The sequence below is a fragment of the Mycetohabitans sp. B46 genome (genome assembly GCF_037389205.1).
Lineage (GTDB): Bacteria > Pseudomonadota > Gammaproteobacteria > Burkholderiales > Burkholderiaceae > Mycetohabitans.
In genome coordinates, this window is sequence record NZ_JADBGL010000007.1 from 132,997 (window position 1) to 157,320 (window position 24,324).

The following is a 24,324-nucleotide window of genomic DNA, read 5'->3' on the forward strand; positions in this document are numbered from 1 at the left end:
GCTGGCGAGCGTGGATCGGAGCTTGTCGTGGATGCCTCGGTAGAGTAAATTGTTCGCTATATCGAACACGAATTCGATATTTGAGTCAGTTGAGCAAGCCAGAATGCCTGGAGGTGAGCAGGCTATGTGCTGCGTCTTGCATCGGCATCACGCGTTACCCCACCTCAGGAGTGTTCATGAACGACGCTTATTTCGCGCACGTGCGCACTATGCTGGAGCAGATCCGCGCAGATGGATTTTATAAGTCGGAGCGCGTGATTGCCTCGCCACAATCATCGAGCATCGCGCTGGTGGACGGTGCTCAGGTGTTGAACTTCTGTGCGAACAATTATCTGGGCCTTGCCGATGACCCACGGATCGTGAAGTCGGCGAAAGACGGATTGGACCGGGATGGGTTCGGCATGGCGTCGGTACGTTTCATTTGCGGGACCCAATCGGTTCACAAACAACTCGAAGCGGCACTGGCTTCGTTCCTGCATACCGACGATGCCATTCTTTACTCCAGTTGCTTCGACGCGAACGGCGGATTGTTCGAGACGCTGTTGACGGAGGACGACGCAGTCATCAGTGACGAATTGAACCATGCGAGCATCATCGACGGCATACGGTTATGCAAGGCCAAGCGCTTTCGGTACCGGAACAACAACATTGACGACCTGCAAGCCCAGTTGCAGGCTGCCGACGCGGCCGGTGCGCGGTTCAAGCTGATTGCGACCGATGGCGTGTTCTCTATGGATGGGATCATCGCGGACTTGAAGGCGATCTGTGATATGGCGGACCGTTACGGCGCGCTGGTCATGGTCGATGACTCGCACGCTGTGGGTTTTATTGGGGAGCACGGGCGGGGCACGCCCGAGCACTGTGGCGTGCAGGACCGGGTCGATATTGTCACCGGGACGCTCGGCAAGGCGCTGGGCGGTGCATCCGGCGGATACGTCGCGGCTCGCGCGCCGATCGTCGAGTTGCTGCGACAACGCTCGCGGCCCTACTTGTTCTCCAATACGCTCGCGCCCAGCATCGCCTATGCCTCGCTCACCGTGCTGGAATTGCTGCGCAGCGACGAAGGGGCAGCATTACGCCGGCGCGTGCGCGAGAACGGCGCCCAGTTTCGCCGCGCAATGAATTCGCTGGGCTTTACGCTGATTCCGGGTGAGCACCCCATCATCCCGGTCATGCTTGGCGATGCGCAACTCGCCGGCCGGATGGCCGAGGCATTGCTGGCTCAAGGGGTATATGTCACCGGGTTTTCGTATCCGGTGGTGCCGAAAGGGCGGGCGAGGATTCGCACCCAGATGAGCGCCGCGCACACGCCGGAACAGATCGAGGCGGCCGTCGGTGCGTTCGAGCGCGTTGGCCGAGCACTGAATGTCATTTGAGGGAGCGCCCATGCGTGCGCTGGCGAAGCTGGAGGCGGGACCGGGCCTGACATTGACCAGGGTGAAAAAACCGGAGATCGGACATAACGACGTGTTGATTCGCATCGGCAAGACGGCGATCTGCGGCACCGACCTCCATATCTGGAAGTGGGACGAGTGGGCGAGCAAAACCATCCCGGTTCCGATGCATGTCGGTCATGAGTACGTCGGCGAAATCGTCGCCATCGGGCAAGAAGTGCGAGGATTCAAGGTGGGTGACCGGGTCTCCGGTGAGGGTCATATCACTTGCGGGTTCTGCCGGAACTGCCGTGCTGGTCGGCGTCACCTGTGCCGTAATACGATCGGAGTCGGCGTCAATCGCGCAGGCGCGTTTGCCGACTATTTGGCGATTCCGGCTTTTAATGCCTTCAAGATACCGGATGACATCGATGACGAGTTAGCCGCGATCTTCGATCCGTTTGGCAATGCGGTGCATACGGCGTTGACTTTCAAGCTTGTCGGTGAGGACGTGTTGATTACCGGTGCGGGGCCGATCGGCGCCATGGCCGCGGCAATCGCCCGTCATGTTGGCGCCCGCCATATCGTGATCACGGACGTCAATGAGTATCGGCTCGAGCTTGCCATGAAGATGGGCGCAAGCCGTGCTGTCAACGTGTCGCGCGAATCCTTGACGCAGGTTATGCGTGAACTTGGCATGACCGAAGGGTTCGACGTCGGACTCGAGATGTCGGGCGCGCCGAGCGCGTTCGAATCGATGCTGGAGCATATGAACCACGGTGGCAAAATTGCGCTGCTTGGTATCCCGCCGGCACGCACCGCAGTCGATTGGAACCATGTGATCTTTAAAGGACTGGAGATCAAGGGGATATACGGACGCGAAATGTTCGAGACCTGGTACAAGATGGTCGCGATGCTGCAAAGCGGGCTGGACCTGTCGCCGATCATTACGCACCGCTTCCCCGTGGAGGAATACCGCAGTGGTTTTGATGCGATGTTGTCCGGACGCAGCGGCAAGGTCATCCTGGATTGGACAGCGTCGTCGATTCTGCAGGGCGTGTGAAGTACGCATTTCTGGCTCTGGCCTGCCTTTGGAGAAAGGATGCCTATTCGAACGATGTTTCAGCATCGTGACGCGCGCAGGCGCGTCAGCTTAACGGTGTTGTGCGTAGCGATAGTCGGGTTCGGGGTGCCGCGTGCCCACGCCAGCTGGTGCGAGCATGGTGTATGGGTCGATGCAATGTTGGGCTCGTACCATATTGATCCCGATCCGTCGAAGCACTTCGAGCCATTCAATCCGGGGATCGGCGTCGAGTGTTATTTCTCGCCGCAGTGGGGGGCGACGGCAGGGTACTTTCGCAATTCGATTCGGCGTCCATCGTTCTACGGCGGCGCCATATGGGCACCGGAGTTTGTCCATTGGGGAGGGTTCCGGGTCGCCGCGATGGGCGGCATGATTTCCGGGTATCACTACGGCCGTTGGGGAATAGGACATCATCGGACCGTCGGGCCGGTTCTCGCCCCTGTGCTCATGACGAATTTCAAGCGTGTTGGCACGAATTTCATCCTGATCCCGCCGATACCGTCGGAGAAGCTGCCGTTCACCGTGGGATTTCAAGTAAAGATCCGTATCGATTGAATTTTTAATGAAATTTTTGCGTCAACTCGGTGTCGTGACGCAACACGCTTGATGCGGCGCGCGCATGAGCGTGCGAACGCAGCAACGTCTATCCCGTCTTCAATGGAGGTTGACGCAGCGCCGCCGGACTAGGGAGCGCGTAGCGGACAATCTCGTCCTTTCTCATGAACACAACGCCCGGATGGCGCCTCGCGTATTGCAGGAATGGGTCTCACGCCTGGCCGAAATTACGGTCGTTGGAACGAGGGAATGCACATCGCCACGCCGCTGCAGCACGACGCGATGAACTCAGTGGCGCTTGAGTAAGCAGGGCGGGCCTGCTGCGTCATGGTCGGAGGCAGCCGGATACTGATCATTGGACCCGTGGTGTACAGACTTTCAAACCGCGTGGAAACGTCACGGCGGTCGCGGGCCGGCTCGGCCGGCTCAGTTGCGGCACTGGTATTACCGATTCATATAGTCAATCACGAATGTTTGATTTCCGCGCACGCGGTGCCTCTCATAGACTGCTCTTAACCTTTTGAATACGCAGGAGTGGTTGTGAACATCGAATCGGACACTGCGTCGCCCCGCCCCCGGTTGCTACGGCACTACATCGATGGTGCGTTCGTGGCGGGCGATGCCACGTTCCAGGACTTGAGCCCGGTCGACGGCTCGCAGGTTGCGCTGGTCTGCGAGGCTGATGCGCAAGCCGTGGATCGCGCGGTGCGGGCGGCACGAGCGGCCCAGCTGGCCGGCTGGCGCGACACGACGCCGGCGCAGCGGGCGGACTGGCTGCACCGGATTGCCCAAGGCATTGAAGCGCGTTTTGATGCATTCGTTGCCGCGGAAGTGGCGGATACCGGCCGTCCGGTTGCCCAAGCGCGGACGCTGGACGTGGCACGGGGCATCGCCAATTTCCGCATGTTCGCCGATTTGGTGCGTACCGCAAATAGCGAGTTTTTCGAGACCCATACGGCGGACGGCGGCGAGCTGATCAATTATGTGACGCGCAAGCCGCTCGGCGTGGTGGGCATCATTTCGCCATGGAACCTGCCGCTGCTACTGCTGACGTGGAAGGTTGCGCCCGCGCTCGCGATGGGCAATTGCGTGGTGGCCAAACCGTCGGAGGAAACGCCCGGCTCGGCGACACTGTTGGCCGAGGTGATCCATGAAGTCGGCTTGCCACGCGGGGTATTCAACCTGATTCATGGTCACGGGCCCAACGCGGCGGGCGAGTTCCTGACCCGTCATCCGGACATCAGCGCGATCACGTTTACCGGCGAGTCGCGCACCGGCAGCACTATCATGAAGACGGTTGCCGATGGCGTGAAGGACATTTCGTTCGAGCTGGGCGGCAAGAACGCGGCGGTCGTATTTGCCGACGCCGATTTCGACGCCGCGGTTGACGGCGTGGCCAAATCAAGCTTCACGAACGCAGGGCAGGTTTGCTTATGCAGCGAGCGGGTGTACGTCGAGCGACCGATCTTCGAGCGCTTCGTGGCCGCGCTGAAGCAAAAGGCACAGGCGCTGTGCGTGGGCGCGCCAGAAGATCCGACCACCACGATGGGACCGTTGATTTCACAACATCATCGCGACAAGGTGCTGTCGTATTTCCGGTTGGCCGTCGAGGAAGGTGCCAACGTGGTAACCGGCGGCGATGCCCCGCATTTCGGTGATGCCCGAGATCGTGGCGCATTCGTGAACCCGACCATCTGGACGGGCCTGCCGGACACTGCGCGTTGCGTGACCGAGGAGATCTTCGGGCCGGTTTGCCATGTGGCGCCGTTCGACAGCGAGGACGAGGTAATCAGCCGCGTCAACCATAGCGCCTACGGTCTGGCGGCAAGCATCTGGACTACGCACTTGACCCGGGGCCACCGTGTTGCACGCCAAATCGAGACCGGCATTGTGTGGGTCAACGCGTGGTTCGTGCGCGACCTGCGCACACCATTTGGCGGCGCCAAGCTGTCGGGCATGGGTCGCGAAGGCGGCCGATATTCGCTCGACTTCTACTCTGAGCTGACCAATGTTTGCATGAAGATCGGATAAACGCACGAAATACGGAAAAACCTCATGACTGAATCGACTTCCCAGGGCCGCGTTGTACCAGGTAAGGCCACGCCGCGCGGCCGATTTCCGCACCTGCAGCGTGCCGGTGACTTCGTGTTCGTATCGGGCACCAGCGCTCGCCGTCCCGACAATACGATCGTCGGCGCGTCGGTCGATGCGCTCGGGACGGTGAACCTGGACATCCGGGCACAGACCCGGGCGGTGATTGAGAATATTCGCGACATCTTGCGCGCCGAGGGGGCCGACCTCTCGAATCTAGTCGACATCTCGACGTTCTTGGTCAACATGAACGACTTTGGTGGATACAACGAGGTTTATGGCGAATTTTTTGATGAAGCCGGGCCGACCCGCACGACTGTAGCCGTCCATCAGCTACCCCACCCGCACCTGCTGATCGAGATCAAGGCTGTCGCCTATGCGCCGCGCCAGCGCTGAGCGCGTAGCGCCAGGCACGGGAGGGGGAACGTTCGGCGCCTCGGCTGTGCCGGCGTGACGTGGCGGCGGTACCGTGCACCGATAGAGGAAACCAACATGCTGGGATATGGGAAGCCGTTCAACTTCCATCGCTGGATCGACGAACACATGCACTTGCTGCAGCCGCCGGTGGGCAACCAGCAAGTCTGGCAGGACAGTGACCTAATCGTGACGGTCGTGGGCGGTCCAAATCATCGTACCGATTACCACGATGATCCGCTCGAGGAGTTCTTTTACCAGTTGCGTGGCAACGCGTACCTGCACCTGTGGATCGACGGTCGCAAAGAGCGCGTGGATTTGAAAGAAGGCGACATATTCCTGTTGCCGCCGCATGTGCGGCATTCGCCGCAGCGGCCCGAGGCCGGCAGCGCGTGCCTGGTGATCGAGCGGCAGCGGCCGCCGGGACTGCTCGACGGATTTGAGTGGTACTGCGACGCGTGCCACCACCGGGTGCATCGGGTCGAGGTCCAGCTTAAGAGCATCGTGACTGACCTGCCACCGTTGTTCGACGCATTTTATGGCTCCGAGGACAAGCGGCGATGTCCGCAGTGCGGCCAATTGCATACGGGCAAAGCCGCTTAATTAACTGGACCTGACTGGATTGCCACACCAACTCGCGATGAAACTTCGAATCGATATGCATTCTCATTTCTTCCCGCGCATTAAACGGGAAGAAGCGGCACGCTTGGACGCCGCGCAGGCCCCCTGGCTGAATATCGACGCAGATGGCCAGCATGGCATGATCATGACGGGAGACCAGTCATTTCGACCGGTGTACCGTGCGCTGTGGGATCCGCGCACGCGTATCGCCGAGATGGACGAACGCGGCATCGACATCCAAATGATGTGCGCGACGCCGGTGATGTTCGGCTATCGCTACGACGCCAGGGCGGCCGACGAATGGGCGCGACGAATGAACGATCTCGCGCTGGAAATGTGCGCATATGCACCGGACAGATTGATGGCGCTGGCGCAGGTGCCGTTGCAGGACGTCGAGCTGGCGTGCCGCGAGGCGACGCGCGCGTTCCATGACGGACACCGCGGTGTGCAGATCGGCAATCACCTCGGCGCGCGCGACTTGGACGACGAGCAACTGGTTACGTTTCTCACACATTGCGCAAACGATGGGATTCCGGTGCTGGTTCATCCGTGGGACATGATGACCGATGGCCGGATGAAGAAATGGATGCTGCCGTGGCTTGTCGCCATGCCGGCGGAGACGCAGTTGAGCATGGTGTCGTTGATTCTGTCCGGTGCCTTCGAGCGTATCCCGGCCTCGTTGAAGCTTTGCTTCGCGCATGGCGGCGGCAGCTTTGCGTTCTTGCTCGGTCGCGTGCAAAACGCGTGGGAAAACCGGGATATCGTCCGTGAAAATTGCCCACACCCGCCGCTGTCATACTTGAATCGGTTTCACGTGGACAGCGCGGTCTTCGATCCACGTGCGCTGAAAATGCTGGTCGATACCATGGGAGAGGATCGGGTGCTACTCGGCTCCGATTACCCGTTCCCGCTCGGAGAGCAGTTGATCGGCGAACTGGTCGCGACGCATCCGGAACTAAGCGATGACGCGAAGCACAAGATCCTCGGTCAAAACGCGTTGCGCTTTTTTGGTTTGTCGGAGCCGGTCACCGTATAGGTGAGATTGTTCGGGATCCCGCTGAGTCATCGATCTCGGCGGGTCGCACGCGTTAGGCCGCTTAATCAGGATGATTGACTATTTGCTCGAAGCAGCGGTCGAGCCCATACTACCGGAGCCAGCCATTAGTTCGAACTCGTCGACGCGTCGCCCGGCTAGCGCCGGACGGTGGCGCGGCCGCCAGTGTGGCCAACGGGTTCTTAATAGACGCGGTGGCAGCCTTACTCGTCGGTATTGCTGTTTGGAATTGTGACGCGGCGCTTTCGGGTGACTACCACCGGCCGGGAGACGGTGTCTGCCGGCGCACCCGTGCGCGGGCGCGCCGACATGCGGGACGTTGGCCCCCCGCGGTCGGGTCCGGCGCCGCGGCCTGATGCCGCCGACCGGGCGGCACGGCTGTCGGGCGTGTCGTGCTGGACCGTCGAAATTGCTTTCTTATAGATGACCTGCATGCCGCCAGGGGTACGAAGCATCACGACGTATTGATCGAACGATTCAACATGGCCGACGATACGAATGCCGTTGACCAAATAGATCTGGATGCGCTTGCGTTCTTTGCGCGCTGAATTGAGGATGTCGTTTTGCGACCGGCCGGATTCTGACGCCATGCGTTGTGCTGAGCGTGCGTAGTGATCGATGCCGAATGCACGACCACTGGAGGTTGAGGGATACGGAGCGCGGCGAAGTGGAACCACGGTTCAAGCTCAAATGGTATCAGACTGGCGGCGTGCCGGGGCGGCATGCTTTTTATCGTGGTCCGGCGCAGCGGTTATCCGGCGCTTGCTTCGCGTCCATGGTCCGATCTGCAACAACGGGGAGCCGCTGCCCCTCGCATCGTCCAGCAAACGGCCATCGCCGAGCATCACCGTTTGTGACGTCCAGAACGACTGGCGCGAGCGTGCGCAGCGTGCCTGCGGCCAGTTCGCGCAGCGCATCGACATCGCGGACCGAAGACGGGCGCAGCGCGGTGAAATCCCCGATCGACACGGCACGCACCGGCATCGAGAAGTGTTGCGCAGGCCGAGCCAGCGCGTGGCCGCGTTGGCAACCTCCTGAAGCGTCACGCCAGGTTCGTATCAGAAGGGCGGCACCAGGATGGCGTGCCAGCCGTAACGGCGCGACGATACAGGCTGCGCATCGTCGGCGGTTGTCGTTTTGACGCGACAACCGATGCGAAGCCATGACCGGCCAAGCGAGGTGATGCATCCGAGACAGCCAACACAGCGTCAATATCATCGAATGCGGCGTCGCTAACGTTGCCAAGCGGATAAAATGCAGCTCATGTCCATCCAGCACGCTCTCCTTACGTCGCTGCTCGAAAAGCCAACCTCGGGTTACGACTTGGCGCGCCGCTTCGATCGCTCGATCGGCTATTTTTGGCACGCCACGCACCAGCAGATCTATCGCGAACTTGCCCGCATGGCGACCATCGGGTGGGTAGCGGCCGTTGATGACCTGAGCGATCCGGCAAGGCGCAAGAAATGCTATCAGGTGCTGCCCACCGGGAGGGCAGAACTCGTGCGGTGGATCCGCGAACCTTTAGACGACGGTGACCGGAACTGTCGGCAAGCATTCCTAGTCAAGCTTCGCGCGGCCGCTGTAGTCGGCCCCGACGGGCTGGGGGAGGAGCTGGCGCGACTGCTCGAGCAGTGGCAGGCCCGCCTCGACACCTATCGGAACATCGAGCAGCGGGACTTCGCCGCCCCCGTACTCTCGACGAAGCAACGCCTACAACACGCGGTGCTGCGGTACGGCATTCGGGCCGAAGAAACCTGGATCGAATGGGCGCACGATGTCGTGGCGCTGTTGCACGAACTTGGCCACTGAGCGCACCGCACGCGATGCCACGCGATCGGGCGCAAACGCGCGGCATCGGCACCGCGCTTGTCAATTAAATTTGTGAACGAGCCTCTTTGCTGCCTTTACTACGCCTTGTCCCCTTAGCGGACGCGCGCGGCTTGCCCATGAAGGCATGGTATCCCTCGCGGCGCAGCCGCTCGAACGTGATCCCGGACATCGAGACGTCGAGCAACGGCTTGATATTGACATCGGTTGCAAAGCGGTGGTGAACCACTTCTTTCTCGTCGATCTGAATCGCGCCCACGTTGGCATCCACGAGCAGCAGCGCCGTCGCCAGGCCTCTTACCCACGGGGACAGGACTGGAGCAGGCTCATGGACCTCGCTGCGTTCTTTCGTGACCAGGCAAGCCAATCTCCATGAAGCGGGATCGGCCAGGATCTGCTCGCGTTTGGCCTCGATGGCTTGCTTCATTCTATCGAGGTCCTTCGCGGACACGCGGTCTCGCAAGCCGGCCTCCCAAGGACGCAGGTAATGTTGCTCGAAGTGCGCCTGCAACAGGTTGATTTGTTCCGCAGCCGGGCCCGTCAGCACATAGCGATGGATATGGCTGTCCGTTCGCCTCGTCCCGTTGCGCAGTTCCAGCACATTTTTTACCGCGCTGGCCACCTGGTCCACCAGTGGCTCGGCAGATCGGGCACGTTTCTGTTCCAGATACGTGTCCACCGCCTTGATTCCGGCATCGTTATGGGCGCCATCATGGTCAAGTAACTGGCGTGTCGCATAGTCATATGCGGTTGCGTCCGGGAAATCGACATCCAGAAAGCAGGCGCGCGGGTCGAGTTTGCCCTGATAGGATGGCAGCGTGCGCGAAAGTGACACCTTCGCCTGATAAAGTTGCTTGCCCCATAAGCGTTTGGAGGTTGGACCGGTGCTAATACCGCTCTTTGGGTCGCTCGAAAGGGTAGCTGAAACGGAAGCGCCGACCTTGACCTCTACTTTGACCTCGATGCTGCGCTCCGCATGCCGCTTTTCGGTTGGCATGCGGCCGGAGTCGCTGCGGGACGTCGATATGTTGTTCACGTGCTTGCCAGACACCGGCACGGAAGCGCTAGCGGACGTACCGAGCGGTTTCGGAAGCCCAATGGGGAGGCCAGCGCTGACGACGAAACCCGTCGACGCGCCATGACGTTTTTCGTCCATGGCACCCTCGATCCATCCGACGGACACATCGCGCGCGCCGACCAGCGATTGCGCCAATGCGTTCCAGCATTGCTCGCTGGCGCCGCGTGATTCGGCCGTGGCGCTGGCGGGTGATAGGCTCTTCATGGTGTCGAGGATATGGCTCATTCTGGCTTCCATGGCTTTGTCGTCGTAGCCAGAGCCGTCCGCTTTTAGCTGGCGGGCCACTTGAACGAGGAGGCCGCGGGGGCGCGCGTGCTCCGAATCGAAGAATTGCACCCCGACGGTGCCACCGACAAGGCTGCCTGGTAACGATGCACCGACTAATGCACCGACGCCCGCGCCGCGGCCTGTCGCATGGGCCGTGCCGATAAAAAGCCAGGCGTGCTGCTCGGTACACCCCATTTGCACCGTGGCCTTGCGTTTGCGTGAGAGCTTGGCGCTGAGGCTTGGGACTACCACGGGCAAGGGTACCGGGATCGCCTGGGCGACCTGGCTTGCCGCGGCGGTGACTGAAGCCGATACCTGTTCGGTCGTGACGGTGAGCCTGCCTCCGTCACTGAATTTGACCACCATGCCGGGATGCAGCGACGGCACGATGCGTTTGAGTGCATCCCAGCCGCTCTCGGTTGCGCCAGCAACAGCAGTCGTGGTCGATTGAGTCGCGGCCTGCGCCGTGCGGGTCAACTCGGAATTGAAGCGAGTCGCGATCATCGGGGCTTTCATGGCTCCGCCAATCCGCTGTATTAGGTGGGAGCCGCAATGTTCGCGGTCCCTGAGCGCGACATCCGACACAAACTTGTTCAAACGGTGCGATGCCTTCGCCTTATCGGTTTTTCTGTTGGTTTTGCGCAAGTCTGGTAGCCGATTGAGAAGTGCGGCAACCTTGTCAGGCACGACTTTTCCCATGATCGAGGTTACGATCTTTCTAAAATTATTCAAACGGCCCGATGCTTTCGCCTTGTCGGTTCCTCGACCGCTTTCGTGGAAGCGCTGTTGCCAGTCGAATAATGCCTCTTTTTCGCTGGGCGTGAGTGTTTTAATGAACGACGCGAAGCGATCTTCTGGCGTGGAACCGCTCGCGCTGTGCGGATGTTCGGTTTGGTCGAAGAATTTCTTGACGATGGTGAAGACCTGGCTGGCCAGCAGCGTGGTTTTGGCGTTCTGCCCGTTCATGGCCAAGTGACCTTGCAGCCACTGCTGACGCTTGTCCATTCCCGATGGCGATGGGTCATCAAAGTCGAGCACGGCATGCACCGACGTCGCGTGACCGTCGTGCTGCTGAGCCAATCGTACGTGGTTCTCGATCCGCTCGGCCGTATTCAACAGCACATAGAGCATGTCCCGATCCACACTGCGGGATAGCGGCGCGGACTTTTCTCCGCGCAGCTTGAGCAGCGTCTCGAACCCTTCTTCCGTACGAGCGAGCACGCGAGCTGTTTCCCACGACGCGCGCCACGCTTGTCGTTGCTGATCGGGCAAAGGGGCGTCGCCCGCTGGGGTGGGCGCGTCGTGGAAAGGCCGGTCGAAGTTCAACACGCGCAGTTGCTGCAGCACCATCGCGGCCATCGTGCTGTCCATCGTGGCTATCGTGTTGTCGCGTAGGCCTGCTTCGTGCATCGCAAACAAGATCAATTGGGCGCGCGCGGCGCTCACTTCACCCGTGCCGTCATCCAAGCTTGTATGGAGTTGGTACGCCAGCTCGGCTGTCGCCAGGGTCGGGCCTGGATAATTGGCTTCGACAAGATGATTCAGCAACTGCGCGCGCGTCCAGTGGCGCGGCTCATCGACACCTAGCAAGCCTACCGTGTCGATGCTGTAGCCGGGTGTGGCGCGGTCCGCCGGCGTGACTCCGGCCGCATGGGCCGGCAGCGTGGATCTGACCGTACGGCTCGACATCGTGGAGACGAGCGACGTAGGGGGCTGCTTTCCACGAAGATGGATACCCAATTTGGATCGCAGCTCGTCCAGCGGCGCCGTGTGTCGCGACGTGGCGGCTGGCTTGCGAGCGGCGGATCCAAGCGTTTTTTTGCTATTGGATTTTGGGGCGGCGTGCTCGACTGCCGGGGACGCAGTGCACAAGACACCTCGCGAGGGCGAAACGATAACATCGGCGGGCATGATCGGCGCTGGCTGAGAATGTCAACGACCCCACTATTGCACTGCGCTGTGTCATATCGTCACGTTTAGCGCTCCGATGTGGCATCAAACGAAGCGTGCCATGAGTTTCCGGTGAGGCTTTCATCGAGGCATCAGAAAGGCGCATCGGCGTTGGCAGTGAGCCACTCATTGACTTTCAGCATGGCTTGGCCGGCCATGCCGATGTCCCGTATCAAGCGTGAGTCAATCAACCTCGACAGCGATGCATCGAGCACCGCGTCGCTTGGCACCGACGCCAACTGTGGTGCTTCTCTTAATCGATACAGCATTGCATCGCGTGTCACGGCGTGTTCGAATCTCGCCAGGCTGCGTAACATGACATGTTCCAACGGGCCCAACTGCGCCATGCATTGCCCGATAAGCGGCAGGAACGCCGCCGCGCCGGGCGCCGTCATCCTTGCGTGGCCGGTATTGATGTCGCCGGCCGCAGGACGCATCGTGTCGGCCAGCGTCGCCAGCGCTGTCTCGAGCGGCTCCCCGGCATGAATCCGCTGTGCGAGCGCAAACGCTGCCAATTCCAATGCGAGCGGCATGCCCTCGGCCAGTGCCGCGACCCGCGTCGCCATCGCGATTGCCTCCGGGCTTGCATCGGCGTACCACAACGAACCGGCAGCCGTCGGCGGGCGCCTTTGTTGCGTGGCGCCGCGCGGGCTCGTCAGGAGGTGCAAACGGGCGAACAGCAATTGAAGCGCATCGCATTGCGGGATCAACGACGACGTGCCACAAGATGGGGAAGGCGTCTGTAACGGCGATACGCGCACGACGTGCTCGGCGTGTATGCCCGGCGCATCCTTGGCCGTTGCGATCACGCACACCCCTGGTGCTTCGTCGATCAGTCTGTTGATGTACTGGGTTGTTTCGACAGGCAGCCCGTCTACGTCATGGATTAACAGCATCATGCGGCGCGGCTTAAGCCATTCGCGCAAGTATTGACCCGGTGCGTCGCCGCGGTATGCTTCGAGGTGCCACGCTTGAATACATGCTCGGGCAAACGCATCGACGTGCTGCTGTGGCGCGCAATGCACAAGGGCGACACCGTGCTGATACAACGTGCCCAGGCGGCGGACCAACTCCAACGCGACGCGTGTCTTGCCTATGCCCGCTGGGCCGGTCAGCGTGACGACGTGGGCCGTTGAAACCACTGCCAACAGTTCTGATATTTCGGCATGGCGCCCGACAAACGGTGTCGTACCGCGCGGCAGCAGCAAGGCTGCACGGGTTTGCGGCGCGCCGCTCCCCTCTTCGGAAAATGTATTGGCCTGTGCTGATTCGACGCGATGATGAGGCGGTGCCTGAGCGGTGCTTGCGCTTCCCATTGATGTGACGACGCCGTCGCCAGACGGTGCTTCGGGCGCAAGCGTCACGGGACGCTGCTCGCCGGTGAACCGGTAACCCTGGCCCCGGACTGTCGCGACCCAATGCTCATCGCCGCCAAGCGCGCGCCGTAGTGCGGCAACCTTCGACTGAATCGAGTTGACGCTGACATCCGCGTTGTGCCACACCTTCTCGCGCAACTCACCGGTGCTGACTGTGCGGCCGTTGGCCTCCAGTAGAATTCGAAGAATCGTGAGCGACCGGGAGCCGATCGCGACCGGTTTGCCGTCCACGTGCAATTGTGCCGGATCGAGGATCAGTTGGTATCGCCCGAATGCGATAGCCATCATCGCAGGTGGAGTTGACATCGATGCAGGCCTTTCCCTTTAGGAATGTCGACGCTCCACGCGACCGCAGTGAAGCGAGTATATGGACGGAAATTGGACGGCGATGGTTGCGAACTACGCGCAGGCAACAGTATGGTGTAATTGCGCGTCGTGCTGCTATATCAAAATAGAAGACATACTCCGATAGGCGCAGCTTACGCACGCAACCACGTAAAATCGCCCGCTACAATGCCTTCGAACATCTCGTCCGTCGATTCGATGATGTTACGCCGCCAGTAATGACCGTGCTCAGCGTAATGAGACAACAGGTCGGCCAGCGTCTCGCCATCCAAGTCGGGGTCCATCGGTATTCTAATTATGAGGATGATGCCGCCGGTATCGGTGTCTAGGCCCATTTGAGCCTGATCTTGCGCGTAGATCAGCAGGTTGGCTTCGAGCATCAACCGGAATACGTTGAGCGTGCGGCCTGCGGTTACGGTGCCGAAATGGAAGTTTAGGTAGATTGCGTCTAGGTCGTTGTCGAAGTATTCGAGGCGTACGTCGTAGCCCTGGACTTCTATGGTCCGCGTTTCCAGTACGTATTCCGGATCGGCAAGTCCGACGACATCGCACAGTTCGCGAATCAGTTCCCCGTACCGTTCGCCGTTCATTGACTATTAAGTTTAGTGTGCTTGCTTAATTAAGGCAGGTGCGCGTGGTGCGCACCTGTAACCATACTATCGTTGAGCTTGCACTTGCTCCTTGAGACCGGACGCGCATTTATCGATTAAGTTATTGCGCGTCAAGGTTCCCTGCAGCTCTACATTTAGTGCCGTTGCGAGATTCGACATTGCTTCGGTCTGCTTGGTCGAGTTAGTCAACGAAGAGGCAGTTTCCGCGTTATTGAATGCTTGGCCTCCATGATTAACTAAGTCCCCCGCTTTATTCATCCAGCTCATATATAACTCCTTACACGGTTAAGGGAAACGAAAAACAATGCCAAGTTACTCCGCGCATCGTTTTTCGTGCAATTGCGCGACGATCCTGCTCGCCGCGAGAAGACCGCGATACAGCTTTGTCAAGTTATCCCGGTCAACTTCAGTTTCTCCGGTCTCTTCCGCGATACGCTGCGCTGTGGCTTCCAGCGCTGAGCGAATGGTTGCGACGCGGGAGGTATCGGTGATGAATTTCGGTAGATCGTTAAAATCGGCGGCGCATGCGTCCAGTGCTTTGTACATGGAACTCTCCTGGTCTAGTGAGTAACTCCGGACGCCTCGATGCCGGACGTCTGATTAGAGGCGACAGGCGGCGTCGCAGCGGATGCTGCAATCGCATTGTCAACCGGGTTCGTAGCTTCAGGTGCTGCGCCAGCTCCGACTGAGGACGCGGCATTGATATAAATATGCTTGGTTCCATCCGGAGCTTGCGCATACTCAATCGAGTCCGAAGCGATCATCTCAGAATATTCGGTTGGCCAAGGATTTTTCTCAATAGCCTGTATATGGGTGCGCAGTACCTTGACGTTTCCGTTCAGATCCCGCTTGACTCGCTCAATTGCCGAGCGAAGCTTATCCGGGTCGGCCACGCTCGCTGTAATGTCAAATACGCCGTTACCCGCGTACGACACCTGTACACCGCTCGTTCCTAATGACTCTGCTATGTTCCGCGCATCGATTTCTGCTATGTCGTACTGGCGCAGCGTGACGCCGGGAGCAGTTCGTTGCAGCAGGTCTCGAACGGCAAGGTCGGCAGCAGCGGTCGGCACCATTCCTGTCACGCGGATGGACGCGCCGGCGACGTCCGCATGCACCTCGGTCAGCTTCTGTTCGGACAGCATCCGGTTAACATGTTGTGCGAGATCGCCGATGTCATGCCGTCTGGCGGCGCGGCTGTCCTGGATTGACGTCAATAGTACGGCAAGCGAGATCGTCATTCCAACGGCCACGCAAGCCAGGGTTATTCCCGCGATCTTGCGTTGACGGGCGCGCTTTGCTTGTCGCCGCTCTTCGTTTGGCTTGACCAAAAGAACGGCTAGAAGGTCGACGTCTGGTGGCCAGCGCGCATCGGATGGGCCGATGCAAACAACCGTATCATCAAACTGCATCGGTACGAAATCGAGAAGGAGTACTGGCTCGACTTGTTCTGTTTCTGCGGTGGCGCGGTTGCCTGAGGCAGCAGCCGCACCCTGAGGACCATTCTGCCCGGTAAAATGGCCGTCCTTTGTATGCTGCGCGCTGGTTAGCCCGACTTTAATACTGTTTGTCGCAGCGCGTGTTGCCGTTACTACATTGTCGCCGTTCACGGTGAGCGTCAGATCGGCGCCGGTCCAGTCTGAAAGCCGAATATCAGCATCATCATCCGCTGCTACTCGGTATACGCCGGGCGCCAGCCGTACTTGGGCGCCTGCGTGTACACCGGTGAGAACTCGTAACAGCTTCATGATCATCACAGTTGGTTGGCCGAGGTCTTGAGGAAACGTAACCGGTATCGACTGAAGCTTACTGTAGCGTGATCATTCAGTGCGTTATGGGGTGATGCGAACCAACCCCTTGGTGAGCGAAGATTGAAACACTCATTTAGGCATGCAGGAAATGGGCGGCGGCGATTCGAAGCTGTAAACGCCGAATTGCATCGGCGCGCTGGGGTGCGGTCACAGGACGAAACAGCTTGAGTATTAACAGAGGGACTAGAATGTTGAAGCGTTGTGCGCGATCCAGTACGCCTGGTGTGGACTGGTCCGTATCGCTGCCTTCGGCTGCACGGGCATTAGCCGTGGCATGAGTGCCAGCCGTTGCGGTATGCAACGACTGTTGTGTCCGCTGCTGGCTGTCGCGACGATGATCTGCGAGGGCAGCATCGGCCCATTGCAATAGTTCGCCAAGTTTTGCGATGGTCAACGCCGTCAGGTGACCCTGCGGCTGTAGTTGCAACCATTGAGTCAAAAGCCTGTACACGCTGGTGTCGATTTTCGTGCGGTCGTCTTGAAGCAGCCTGTCTCTGAGTTGAAGAAGCTGTTGAGCCATAACCTGCGCGGCTTCTCTGACTCGAAGCGTACCGTCTGGATCGACCAGATGCTGTATCGGGTTAGAGAGCGCTGGAGGCGCGGCGCCCTTGTTGAGTTTGCTTCGTCGGAACGTGCACGTGCCGCTCTCACGTCTGTCCCCCCTGCCTTCATGCTGCTTGCCATGCTCGCCGCCGTCTGCGGAGCCGCCAAAGGCCGAAGGCGCTTGGACTCTGGTATGCAAGTTGGCTACTGCGTCTTCCTCGTCACCATCACCATCCTCGTATGCGCCTGCGGCGTGGGCGGACTTGCGCCGAGTGAAGCGCGATCTAAAGCGCGACAATGCCAGACGGCGGGCCAGCGCATTGAACGCTTTCGCTTGCTGTGCATTCGCAGATGCGTATCCGAACACCGTTGCGCCCCGGTACAGCGACGCACTCTTTGCCGACCGGGCTGACGTGTTTTTTTGCGAGCTAGCCGTGACGGGCAGTGCACCACCCGTTTGCAACGCACCTGGGTATCGGTTTATGGTATTCAATTTGGTATCGCCATTTGGAACACTTCGTTGGCAAATCGCAGCACGGCGGCAGCTGAAAACGGCGCGAGCACTGCTATGGCGATGGTGACGGCGATCAGTTTGACACCGTGCGATAGCGCCTGGTCCTGCATCGATGTGATCGCTTGGAGAAAAGATACGGCCAAGCCGACAGCAGCAGCGATGATAACGATCGGCAAAGACACGTACATGCAAAGCAACATGCCTTGCATCGTAAAGCGTACTAGTGTGTTGATGTCCATAGTGTCGTTATCGATATGTCAGGATTAGTCCATGAATCAGGGTAGACCAGCCATCCATGACGACGAATAGCAATAGCTTGAATGGAATCGCGACATTGGTCGGCATAACTTGGTTAAGCCCCATTGCCAGGAGTACGTTGGCAATAATCAAGTCTATGACGACAAAGGTAATATAAAGTAGAAAACCGATTTTGAACGCATCGGTCAACTCGGACAAAGTGAACGCCGGTGCGAGTACGATAAAGTCGTCCTCATGCAGGCTGTCGGCCATTTCTTTGGGCCAGATGACTGCAGCGGAGCGAATGAAAAAGCGTTTTTCCCGTTCTTTCGCGTGTTGCTTTAGAAAAGCGCGAAACGGTTCTTGCACGGAGTCGAATGTTTGGACGACCCCTTGCGACAGCGTACCGGTGTTAGGTTGAGCCTCGACGCGCTTGGCTGCGGCCATTCCGATGGGGGCCATAATATAAAGCGATACAAGGATAGCGATTCCATTTAGTACCATGTTAGGCGGTACTTGCTGAGCGCCCAACGCGTTACGCAGTAAGCTCAGGACGATCACAATTTTCGTATAGGATGTGACCACGATGGCCAGCATTGGAATAATGCCGATTGCCATCACAATCAGCATTAATCCGGTAAAGTCACTCGGCTGGAACATTGCCTTGCACCATACGGAGGATTCGTACGCCGAGATGATCTCCGACGCTTACCAGTTCGGCATAGCCTATTGTCCGTCCATGGGCGACCAGCTTGACCTGGACGGACTCCACCGGATTAGTGAGCTCGAGCACGTATCCGGCGCGCAACGCATAAATTTCCGAAAGTGGCAGCGCGATAGTGTCAATTTCGAGTTGAATGGGTAATTCCAACTCGCCGACATTGATGACTTCATCGCGCGTATCGCTGGTAAGTGTCTCGTTACCGGGCGATGTATCGACATCGTCTGTCATATAGGGGTCCTGTAGGATAGTGAACTGACGCCCACTGATTTCAACCTTCGCATGAATACGGAGCAGCCCTGGCGTTCCCCATGCGGCGGTCGCATGTATCGGTGTGGCGTCTTGGGTTACTAGAGTCGACACGTCCGACCATGCGGCTCGCAGCACCACGTCCCCTGCCGCTATTCTATCGAGCGCCGAGATCGTCAACGTTCGAAAACCAACGATTAGCCTGCCTGGTAAGCGCACGTATGTGAGCCAGGGATGCTCTTGCGGCAATTGAAAAACCTGTGTTTGCGCATAGAACTGCGCAAAAAAATGTTCAGGCGGCTCTAGCAGAGGAATGTCCAGTGCGACCGTTGCTGCGTGGCGACGACTCTCGTGCGTGAACGATATATCGATTGCCGGTATGTCGTTCCGGCCCAAGTTAAAGGCTTTCCGATTGGCGATTTGTTCCAGACGACTCAGTCGCAGATCGCCGAGTCCGATTGCCGACAATACAGAAAGCACCGGCTGAATCAAGATGTTGGCTATCGCAACACGCAGTGCCTGCTCGTTGTTTATGTTCGCTTGCCCTGCCGCCGCAGCGGATTGTGATTGTACTACCGGCTTGAGCGCCGGGTAGTTAGCCAAATCAAATGTGATGCTTACGTGTCCTTTTGGGTGTGCGAGTTCAATCAGTGTGGGCTCGAGCCAGTCGCGCTGGCCGTTGTCCAGCGTGGCTTTCCAGTCTTCGACGCCAGCCAGTTGCTGTAGCGCTTGCGGTAGACGGCTATCGCAAAGCAGTCTCGCAGCCCTGGCAACCGGTGGCTCGATTGCCAGGGGGCGCCAGCGCACGTCGCTGAGAGGACCGCATGGCAGTTCGACAATCGGCAAATTCATCCTCATCCGCTATCGTGTTGAGGTTTATCGGTGCCTGTTTCCGGCCCTCGGGTGAACGGTTTCGTTACCATACCGTCAGTTTTATATCCCGCGGTGCCCCCCATGCTTGCAGCAGTGTATCCAACTCGTGCTCGAGCATTGATGCGTGGGATAAGATTAGCTCTCGCGCTTTATCGTCCGTCGTGTCGAAGCGAAGCGATAGTGTGGAATACGAAAGCGTCAGGTTAAGCGTCGTATCCGGTAGCAGGGCTGGATCCAGCGGTAAAGATGCTTCCCAGGTGCCTGTGTTGTTAATTGCGCCGTCTGTGCAAAACGCTGCAATTTCCTGAGCCAGTCGGCGAGCCATGTCGAGCATTGAACCTTGTTCGCGCAGTATTTTTTCTACGACGGGCTGAACCGCTGAACGGAGCCGCCGGCGCACTGCGCGCGAGGCCCGGTCGGCATTTTCATCGGACGGCGATTCGTCGTCACTATCTGCATCCGGATCAATCGCAAGAACGAATCCAGAGGCAATGCGATTCGGGCTATATTTGTCAACTGACGGTTTGGTGTCTGGTAGTGGCTTGGCGCGGCGCGCGAGTGACGCATAGTCAAGCCGCGGCCGGCGATTATGTATCGGGGAGCTGTCGTGCCTGTCATGATGGCGGGGAATGACCCGCACTGGACGATTGCGAATGGACGTCATGGATAAAGGTTATGCTGTTACGCGGCCCAGCGGGCGTAGTTCGACGTGCTCCCCGAGTTCCTGATAGGAGTAAACCGGGAGCCAGCTTAGTCGTCCCTCGATGATCCGACGTACATATCGACGAATATCCATTGAGGTAACAAGAGCGACACCTTCCCGTGGTTCGGTGCCGGCAAAGGATTTAACTTTTTCAACCAAGAAGTTGATCTCGTCGGGTGGAAGCGCCAGGTAGTTTCCTGTTGGCGTCTGCTTGATTGCTTGTCGAATATGCTGCTCGACAGGCAGATCGAGCAGCACGGCGTCGAGTTGACGTGCGCCGCCGGTGGCCCGATGTGCGAGAAATCGGGCCAGGTCGCCGCGTACGTATTCGGTGAGCATCAGCATGTCTTTCTCCTTCGTTCCCCAGGCAAGCAGGCTTTCGAGAATGGTGCGCATGTTGCGGATCGGCACCTGCTCTTCAAGTAACCGCCTGAGTACATCCGCGATGCGTTGCGGCGGAACGGCCTTCTGGACCTCGGTAACAAGTCCTGGATAGTCTGTGCCCTGCTGCTCAAGGATCCACTGTACTTCCTGGATACCGAGAAACAATGACGCATGACGCCGCAGTAACATGATCGTCGTGCGGGCGATGATCTCTTCCGCTTTCCAGGCGGAGGCTTTGGGCGGTAGCGCCTTTTCGTCGATCCACCACGTCGGGCCGGGTCCACCGTCCAGTCCGCCGCAGGGTTCGGCGCGTGCGCGCAGTGCGTTGGCCCCAGAATCGGGCGCATTGGCGCCAGGCGTGGACGATTCCAGTGGCAGCATCACTTTACCGGGCGGCAGTTCAAGCGTGATATAGGGCACGTCATGTATCAGTACTTCGAAGCTAGCGCTGGCGGTTGTGTCGCTGGCCCACATCGTAATGCCAGGAAACGGCAACCCGAGCTCCTCCTGCAGCGCGTGGCGTTCTTTCGCAAATGACTTGTCCAGCGCAGGCGCCGATAAACGTGGCATTAAATCAGTGGCGATCCGGACGCCGACCGGTGGTGTAAACTGGGGCGCGCGCGGGAGAATTCCACCGGCTTCGCCTTTGCCGCCCGCTCGCTGCATTGAACTGACCGCCTCGCTGCGCTGATCACCCGAAGATGGGCGCTTCTGACCCAGCCTATAGCCACAAAATGCTAGCGTGGCTGACAGCAGAAAGAACAGAGGCGCCGGGAATCCGGGAACAGCCGAAAACCCGATCAACAGCACAGCCGCGAAATACAGTGCGCGCGTGCTGGAGCTGAGCTGTCGGCCCATTTCGCTACCGAGCGATTGGGGGTTTGCATCACGTTCGTCCGCGACTCTTGTAATCATGACGCCGGCCGCGACGGAGAGGAGCAGCGAAGGAATCTGCGAAACCATTGCATCGCCGACCGACAGGATCGCAAATCGGTTGGCCGCGTCCGCTGCGCTCATTCCATGATACGCAACGCCAACCGCGATGCCTGCGATGATATTGATCCCCGTGATGATCAGCCCGGCGATTGCGTCGCCTTTGACGAACTTCATTGCGCCGTCCATCCCGCCGTGCAGCTGGCTTTCAACAGCCAGCGTCGCACGTTTGCGGCGTGCTTCGTCCGCGGTCAACAAATTGGCGCGCAAGTCGGCATCGATACTCATCTGTTTGCCAGGGAGCGCGTCCAGCGTGAATCGAGCCCCGACTTCTGCGACCCGTTCCGAGCCTTTGGCGATGACGATGAATTGAACGGTCGTGATGATAATGAAGACGACTAGTCCGACCACCAAATTGCCACCGACGACAAGCTGACCGAATGCTTCGATGATATGACCGGCATCGGCGTGCAATAAAATGGATTTTGTTGACGCGATATTGAGCGACAGGCGGTATAGCGTGGTAAAGAGAAGCAGGGACGGAAAGACAGACAACGCGACGATGTCGGGCACGTACATCGTGATCATCAGCAATGTGACACTGATTGCGATATTGCAGGCCAGCAGCACGTCAATCAAAAGTGTCGGGAGTGGCAGGATCATCAGCGAAATAATCGCAACGACCACGAGCGCAACGCCAATCTCACCGGCTGCAGGCAACTTGAGGGCTTTTGACATGATAGCTCTTTATTCGCGATTCGATACGGTCATGCGATAGTCAACTATGAGGTGCTTCTTGGCCCGAGAGAATCGACCCACCGGAGAATGGCCGCCACGGCTTCAAACAACTCCTCCGGGATGGGTTCATCGATCTCGACGCGATGTAATGTACGTGCAACTGGCGGGTTACCAATGATCGGTACGCGTGCCTGCACGGCCGCACGCCGGAGTTCGGCAGCGCTTTCGTTCTGGCCCTTTGCAATGACGAGCGGCAGCGGGTACTCGGACGGTGCGTATCGTATTGCGACTGCATAGTGTGTCGGATTGACGATCAGCGCGTTGGCGAGTCCAATACGCAGGCGAGGCGGCGCCTCTTGTGCCCACTGACGTGCGATGCGTTTGCGTTCGCCTTTGAGTTGTGGATCGCCCTCCTGCTGTTTATACTCCCGCTTGATTTCGTCCTTGCTCATTCGCATCTGCCGGATAAACAGCATATGTTGCAACCTGAAGTCGAACGCACCAATGATGGCAAAAATGAGCGCGGCGACAGCCAGCAGTTTGAGAAAGACCGACCACAGCAGCCGGCATAGCTCCGGCAAAGGTTGATACAAGGATGTGGCGATCAGCGGGATCAACCCGCGAATCGTGACCCACATCACACACATGACCAGTGTCGCTTTTAACAGCGACTTGCCAAGGTCGACCAGCGTCCGAAGCGAGAATATCCGCTTGAGTCCGCTGGCGGGACTAACAGCCATCGGATTGGGGGTGACCGGCTTCGTGCTGATTTGGAAGCCAACTTGACCGAACAACGCGGCGAACGCGGACAGTGCTGCAGCGAACACGCATGGCACGATAACGATCAACGATGCCTGGCCAAGTTTGATCAGCCATGCGATGAGCGTCTCCGGCGAACGGTCAGTCGTGACAAAGTCCAGTGTTGTATGAATCAAACTTCGGAATGCGTCGGAAAATGTGGTTGCGGCTGCAACGATCGTCGCAATGACCGCACATAGAACCACAGCGTCTGTCAAGTCAGTGCTTTTCGCTACTTGGCCGTCACGCCGGGCGTCTCGAAGCCGCTTCTCAGTGGGTTGTTCGGTTTTTTCATCGCTCATCGGCGTTCTCCGTCGATCTACGGCGGGCAGTGGCGCGAGAGCCTCTGGCGCCAGGTCACGATACCGTTCATGCGCGAATCGGTTCGCATACGCGCGAAGCGCAGGCGTCTGATCCGAACTCAGTTAAATCTTCGCGTATGTGGCGCACGCTTCGCTGCTGCGCCTTCCCGCCTTTTGGGTAACGCTATTGTTTGATAGACGAATCGGTTTGCGAATATACCGATCCGGACAAGCATGCAACGGGAGAAGTCCGTTGCGATATATCAGGAGCTTTGCGCAATGACTATCTCGTCTCAGCAATATATGAACATCGACAAGCTTGTTATTGGCGGCTTGATCGAAGTCGTATCGCTTTCCCAGCAAATCGATTTTAAGTCTGGCGCAATCGACTCCGATGATGTGGAGATGGTAATCGATGCATTACGCGTAGTGTGCCCGAAAGCACAAGAAATCGATGCGCTTGAGAGCATGCTCTGGATGTCGCGCGGTAAATGGGACGAGGCAATATTGACACTGCAGTCGCTGGTCAGCAAAAAACCGGACTTTTCTTACGCTAAAGGGCTGCTTGCGCTGGCCTTATTTTCAAAGGGGGATATGTCATGGCGCCAAGTTGCGGCTGACCTTGAAGCATCCAATCCGGCAGAAGATACAAAAAGTCTGATCCGTTCGATCGAGGCCCGTGCGGATCTACGCGACGCTATACAAACATATGAAAAAACCGGGCAATTCGTTCTTCCCGAATCATGTGCGGAACAGATGCGTGCATTTGAGCAAGCCAAGCAGGCAGGGAAGCAGACGGAGCAACCTGGTGCGAACCTCTCCTTTGCCGAACACACAAATTTCATTCGCTTATGACGCGATTGTAACCTGGA

23 protein-coding genes are annotated in these 24,324 nt (G+C 58.6%); 9 read left to right on the forward strand and 14 right to left on the reverse strand.

The window, feature by feature from the left end:
- Positions 1–176: 176 nt before the first annotated feature.
- The 7 genes from IHE30_RS09720 (at position 177) to IHE30_RS09750 (ending at position 7,174) form a co-directional block, all read left to right on the forward strand.
- Entirely contained in the window at positions 177–1,376 is a 1,200-nt protein-coding gene (locus tag IHE30_RS09720) for a glycine C-acetyltransferase (protein WP_337690189.1), read from the forward strand.
- Between the two features lie 10 nt (positions 1,377–1,386).
- Positions 1,387–2,436: an L-threonine 3-dehydrogenase gene (gene tdh, locus IHE30_RS09725; protein ID WP_337690191.1), complete on the forward strand. Its 1,050-nt coding sequence runs from the start codon at positions 1,387–1,389 to the stop codon at positions 2,434–2,436.
- A gap of 39 nt (positions 2,437–2,475) precedes the next feature.
- Positions 2,476–3,012, forward strand: a complete 537-nt coding sequence (locus IHE30_RS09730; protein WP_337690193.1) for a hypothetical protein — start codon at positions 2,476–2,478, stop codon at positions 3,010–3,012.
- A 540-nt stretch (positions 3,013–3,552) separates the two neighbouring features.
- Positions 3,553–5,043 carry a 2-hydroxymuconic semialdehyde dehydrogenase gene (locus IHE30_RS09735; RefSeq protein WP_337690194.1) on the forward strand — a complete coding sequence of 497 codons (1,491 nt, stop codon included), beginning with the start codon at positions 3,553–3,555 and terminating at the stop codon, positions 5,041–5,043.
- Positions 5,044–5,067: 24 nt separating this feature from the next.
- Positions 5,068–5,499, forward strand: a complete 432-nt coding sequence (locus IHE30_RS09740) for a RidA family protein (protein ID WP_337690196.1) — start codon at positions 5,068–5,070, stop codon at positions 5,497–5,499.
- 96 nt (positions 5,500–5,595) lie between these two features.
- Positions 5,596–6,120, forward strand: a complete 525-nt coding sequence (locus tag IHE30_RS09745; protein WP_337690198.1) for a 3-hydroxyanthranilate 3,4-dioxygenase — start codon at positions 5,596–5,598, stop codon at positions 6,118–6,120.
- 37 nt (positions 6,121–6,157) lie between these two features.
- Entirely contained in the window at positions 6,158–7,174 is a 1,017-nt protein-coding gene (locus IHE30_RS09750; RefSeq protein WP_337690200.1) for an amidohydrolase family protein, read from the forward strand.
- A gap of 221 nt (positions 7,175–7,395) precedes the next feature.
- Here the strand turns inward: IHE30_RS09750 and hfq are convergent, their stop codons facing one another.
- On the reverse strand, positions 7,396–7,869 hold the full coding sequence (gene hfq, locus IHE30_RS09755) for an RNA chaperone Hfq (RefSeq protein WP_443193635.1): 474 nt from the start codon (positions 7,867–7,869) through the stop codon (positions 7,396–7,398).
- Positions 7,870–8,455: 586 nt separating this feature from the next.
- Between hfq and IHE30_RS09760 the strand changes: the two genes are divergently transcribed.
- The gene (locus IHE30_RS09760) at positions 8,456–9,001 is read left to right on the forward strand and encodes a PadR family transcriptional regulator (RefSeq protein WP_337690202.1); all 546 of its coding nucleotides are present in this window, start codon (positions 8,456–8,458) and stop codon (positions 8,999–9,001) included.
- 64 nt (positions 9,002–9,065) lie between these two features.
- Here IHE30_RS09760 and IHE30_RS09765 read toward each other — a convergent pair whose 3' ends face one another.
- From IHE30_RS09765 to sctU, 13 genes are all read right to left on the reverse strand, one after another.
- Positions 9,066–11,735, reverse strand: a complete 2,670-nt coding sequence (locus IHE30_RS09765; protein ID WP_337690203.1) for a hypothetical protein — start codon at positions 11,733–11,735, stop codon at positions 9,066–9,068.
- A gap of 671 nt (positions 11,736–12,406) precedes the next feature.
- A complete protein-coding gene (locus tag IHE30_RS09770) occupies positions 12,407–13,996 on the reverse strand; it encodes a winged helix-turn-helix domain-containing protein (protein WP_337690205.1) in 1,590 nt (529 codons plus the stop codon).
- A gap of 173 nt (positions 13,997–14,169) precedes the next feature.
- A complete protein-coding gene (locus IHE30_RS09775) occupies positions 14,170–14,625 on the reverse strand; it encodes a CesT family type III secretion system chaperone (protein ID WP_337690206.1) in 456 nt (151 codons plus the stop codon).
- Positions 14,626–14,691: 66 nt separating this feature from the next.
- Complete coding sequence (locus IHE30_RS09780) at positions 14,692–14,913, reverse strand: hypothetical protein (protein ID WP_337690208.1); 222 nt, start codon at positions 14,911–14,913, stop codon at positions 14,692–14,694.
- 45 nt (positions 14,914–14,958) lie between these two features.
- The gene (locus tag IHE30_RS09785; protein WP_337690211.1) at positions 14,959–15,192 is read right to left on the reverse strand and encodes a type III secretion protein; all 234 of its coding nucleotides are present in this window, start codon (positions 15,190–15,192) and stop codon (positions 14,959–14,961) included.
- A 14-nt stretch (positions 15,193–15,206) separates the two neighbouring features.
- Positions 15,207–16,394 carry a type III secretion protein SctD gene (locus tag IHE30_RS09790; protein WP_337690213.1) on the reverse strand — a complete coding sequence of 396 codons (1,188 nt, stop codon included), beginning with the start codon at positions 16,392–16,394 and terminating at the stop codon, positions 15,207–15,209.
- 136 nt (positions 16,395–16,530) lie between these two features.
- Positions 16,531–17,367 (reverse strand): hypothetical protein, encoded by an 837-nt coding sequence (locus tag IHE30_RS09795; RefSeq protein WP_337690215.1) that lies wholly within the window; start codon positions 17,365–17,367, stop codon positions 16,531–16,533.
- A 122-nt stretch (positions 17,368–17,489) separates the two neighbouring features.
- Positions 17,490–17,753 (reverse strand): type III secretion system export apparatus subunit SctS, encoded by a 264-nt coding sequence (gene sctS / locus IHE30_RS09800; protein ID WP_337690216.1) that lies wholly within the window; start codon positions 17,751–17,753, stop codon positions 17,490–17,492.
- Positions 17,754–17,760: 7 nt separating this feature from the next.
- Entirely contained in the window at positions 17,761–18,411 is a 651-nt protein-coding gene (sctR, locus tag IHE30_RS09805; protein ID WP_337690218.1) for a type III secretion system export apparatus subunit SctR, read from the reverse strand.
- Positions 18,395–19,324 carry a type III secretion system cytoplasmic ring protein SctQ gene (gene sctQ, locus IHE30_RS09810; RefSeq protein WP_337690220.1) on the reverse strand — a complete coding sequence of 310 codons (930 nt, stop codon included), beginning with the start codon at positions 19,322–19,324 and terminating at the stop codon, positions 18,395–18,397. The genes sctR and sctQ overlap by 17 nt, the downstream gene beginning before the upstream one ends.
- Positions 19,325–19,637: 313 nt before the next feature.
- Complete coding sequence (sctP, locus tag IHE30_RS09815; RefSeq protein ID WP_337690222.1) at positions 19,638–20,258, reverse strand: type III secretion system protein SctP; 621 nt, start codon at positions 20,256–20,258, stop codon at positions 19,638–19,640.
- Positions 20,259–20,267: 9 nt separating this feature from the next.
- A complete protein-coding gene (gene sctV / locus IHE30_RS09820) occupies positions 20,268–22,352 on the reverse strand; it encodes a type III secretion system export apparatus subunit SctV (RefSeq protein WP_337690223.1) in 2,085 nt (694 codons plus the stop codon).
- Between the two features lie 44 nt (positions 22,353–22,396).
- A complete protein-coding gene (gene sctU / locus IHE30_RS09825; protein ID WP_337690224.1) occupies positions 22,397–23,452 on the reverse strand; it encodes a type III secretion system export apparatus subunit SctU in 1,056 nt (351 codons plus the stop codon).
- Positions 23,453–23,731: 279 nt separating this feature from the next.
- Here sctU and IHE30_RS09830 point away from each other — a divergent pair, with 279 nt between their 5' ends.
- A complete protein-coding gene (locus IHE30_RS09830; RefSeq protein WP_337690225.1) occupies positions 23,732–24,307 on the forward strand; it encodes an HrpB1 family type III secretion system apparatus protein in 576 nt (191 codons plus the stop codon).
- Positions 24,308–24,324 lie beyond the last annotated feature (17 nt).

Bases quoted from the DNA above. Each gene is read 5' to 3' on its own strand.
- IHE30_RS09770 (WP_337690205.1), bottom strand. From the start codon at position 13,996: ATGTCAACTCCACCTGCGATGATGGCTATCGCATTCGGGCGATACCAA.
- IHE30_RS09765 (WP_337690203.1), bottom strand. From the start codon at position 11,735: ATGGACAGCACGATGGCCGCGATGGTGCTGCAGCAACTGCGCGTGTTG.
- IHE30_RS09780 (WP_337690208.1), bottom strand. From the start codon at position 14,913: ATGAGCTGGATGAATAAAGCGGGGGACTTAGTTAATCATGGAGGCCAA.
- IHE30_RS09750 (WP_337690200.1), top strand. From the start codon at position 6,158: ATGAAACTTCGAATCGATATGCATTCTCATTTCTTCCCGCGCATTAAA.
- sctR (WP_337690218.1), bottom strand. From the start codon at position 18,411: ATGTTCCAGCCGAGTGACTTTACCGGATTAATGCTGATTGTGATGGCA.
- tdh (WP_337690191.1), top strand. From the start codon at position 1,387: ATGCGTGCGCTGGCGAAGCTGGAGGCGGGACCGGGCCTGACATTGACC.
- IHE30_RS09830 (WP_337690225.1), top strand. From the start codon at position 23,732: ATGACTATCTCGTCTCAGCAATATATGAACATCGACAAGCTTGTTATT.
- IHE30_RS09785 (WP_337690211.1), bottom strand. From the start codon at position 15,192: ATGTACAAAGCACTGGACGCATGCGCCGCCGATTTTAACGATCTACCG.
- sctU (WP_337690224.1), bottom strand. From the start codon at position 23,452: ATGAGCGATGAAAAAACCGAACAACCCACTGAGAAGCGGCTTCGAGAC.
- sctV (WP_337690223.1), bottom strand. From the start codon at position 22,352: ATGTCAAAAGCCCTCAAGTTGCCTGCAGCCGGTGAGATTGGCGTTGCG.
- sctP (WP_337690222.1), bottom strand. From the start codon at position 20,258: ATGACGTCCATTCGCAATCGTCCAGTGCGGGTCATTCCCCGCCATCAT.
- IHE30_RS09740 (WP_337690196.1), top strand. From the start codon at position 5,068: ATGACTGAATCGACTTCCCAGGGCCGCGTTGTACCAGGTAAGGCCACG.
- IHE30_RS09760 (WP_337690202.1), top strand. From the start codon at position 8,456: ATGTCCATCCAGCACGCTCTCCTTACGTCGCTGCTCGAAAAGCCAACC.
- IHE30_RS09775 (WP_337690206.1), bottom strand. From the start codon at position 14,625: ATGAACGGCGAACGGTACGGGGAACTGATTCGCGAACTGTGCGATGTC.
- IHE30_RS09790 (WP_337690213.1), bottom strand. From the start codon at position 16,394: ATGAAGCTGTTACGAGTTCTCACCGGTGTACACGCAGGCGCCCAAGTA.
- IHE30_RS09720 (WP_337690189.1), top strand. From the start codon at position 177: ATGAACGACGCTTATTTCGCGCACGTGCGCACTATGCTGGAGCAGATC.
- IHE30_RS09730 (WP_337690193.1), top strand. From the start codon at position 2,476: ATGCCTATTCGAACGATGTTTCAGCATCGTGACGCGCGCAGGCGCGTC.
- sctS (WP_337690216.1), bottom strand. From the start codon at position 17,753: ATGGACATCAACACACTAGTACGCTTTACGATGCAAGGCATGTTGCTT.
- IHE30_RS09745 (WP_337690198.1), top strand. From the start codon at position 5,596: ATGCTGGGATATGGGAAGCCGTTCAACTTCCATCGCTGGATCGACGAA.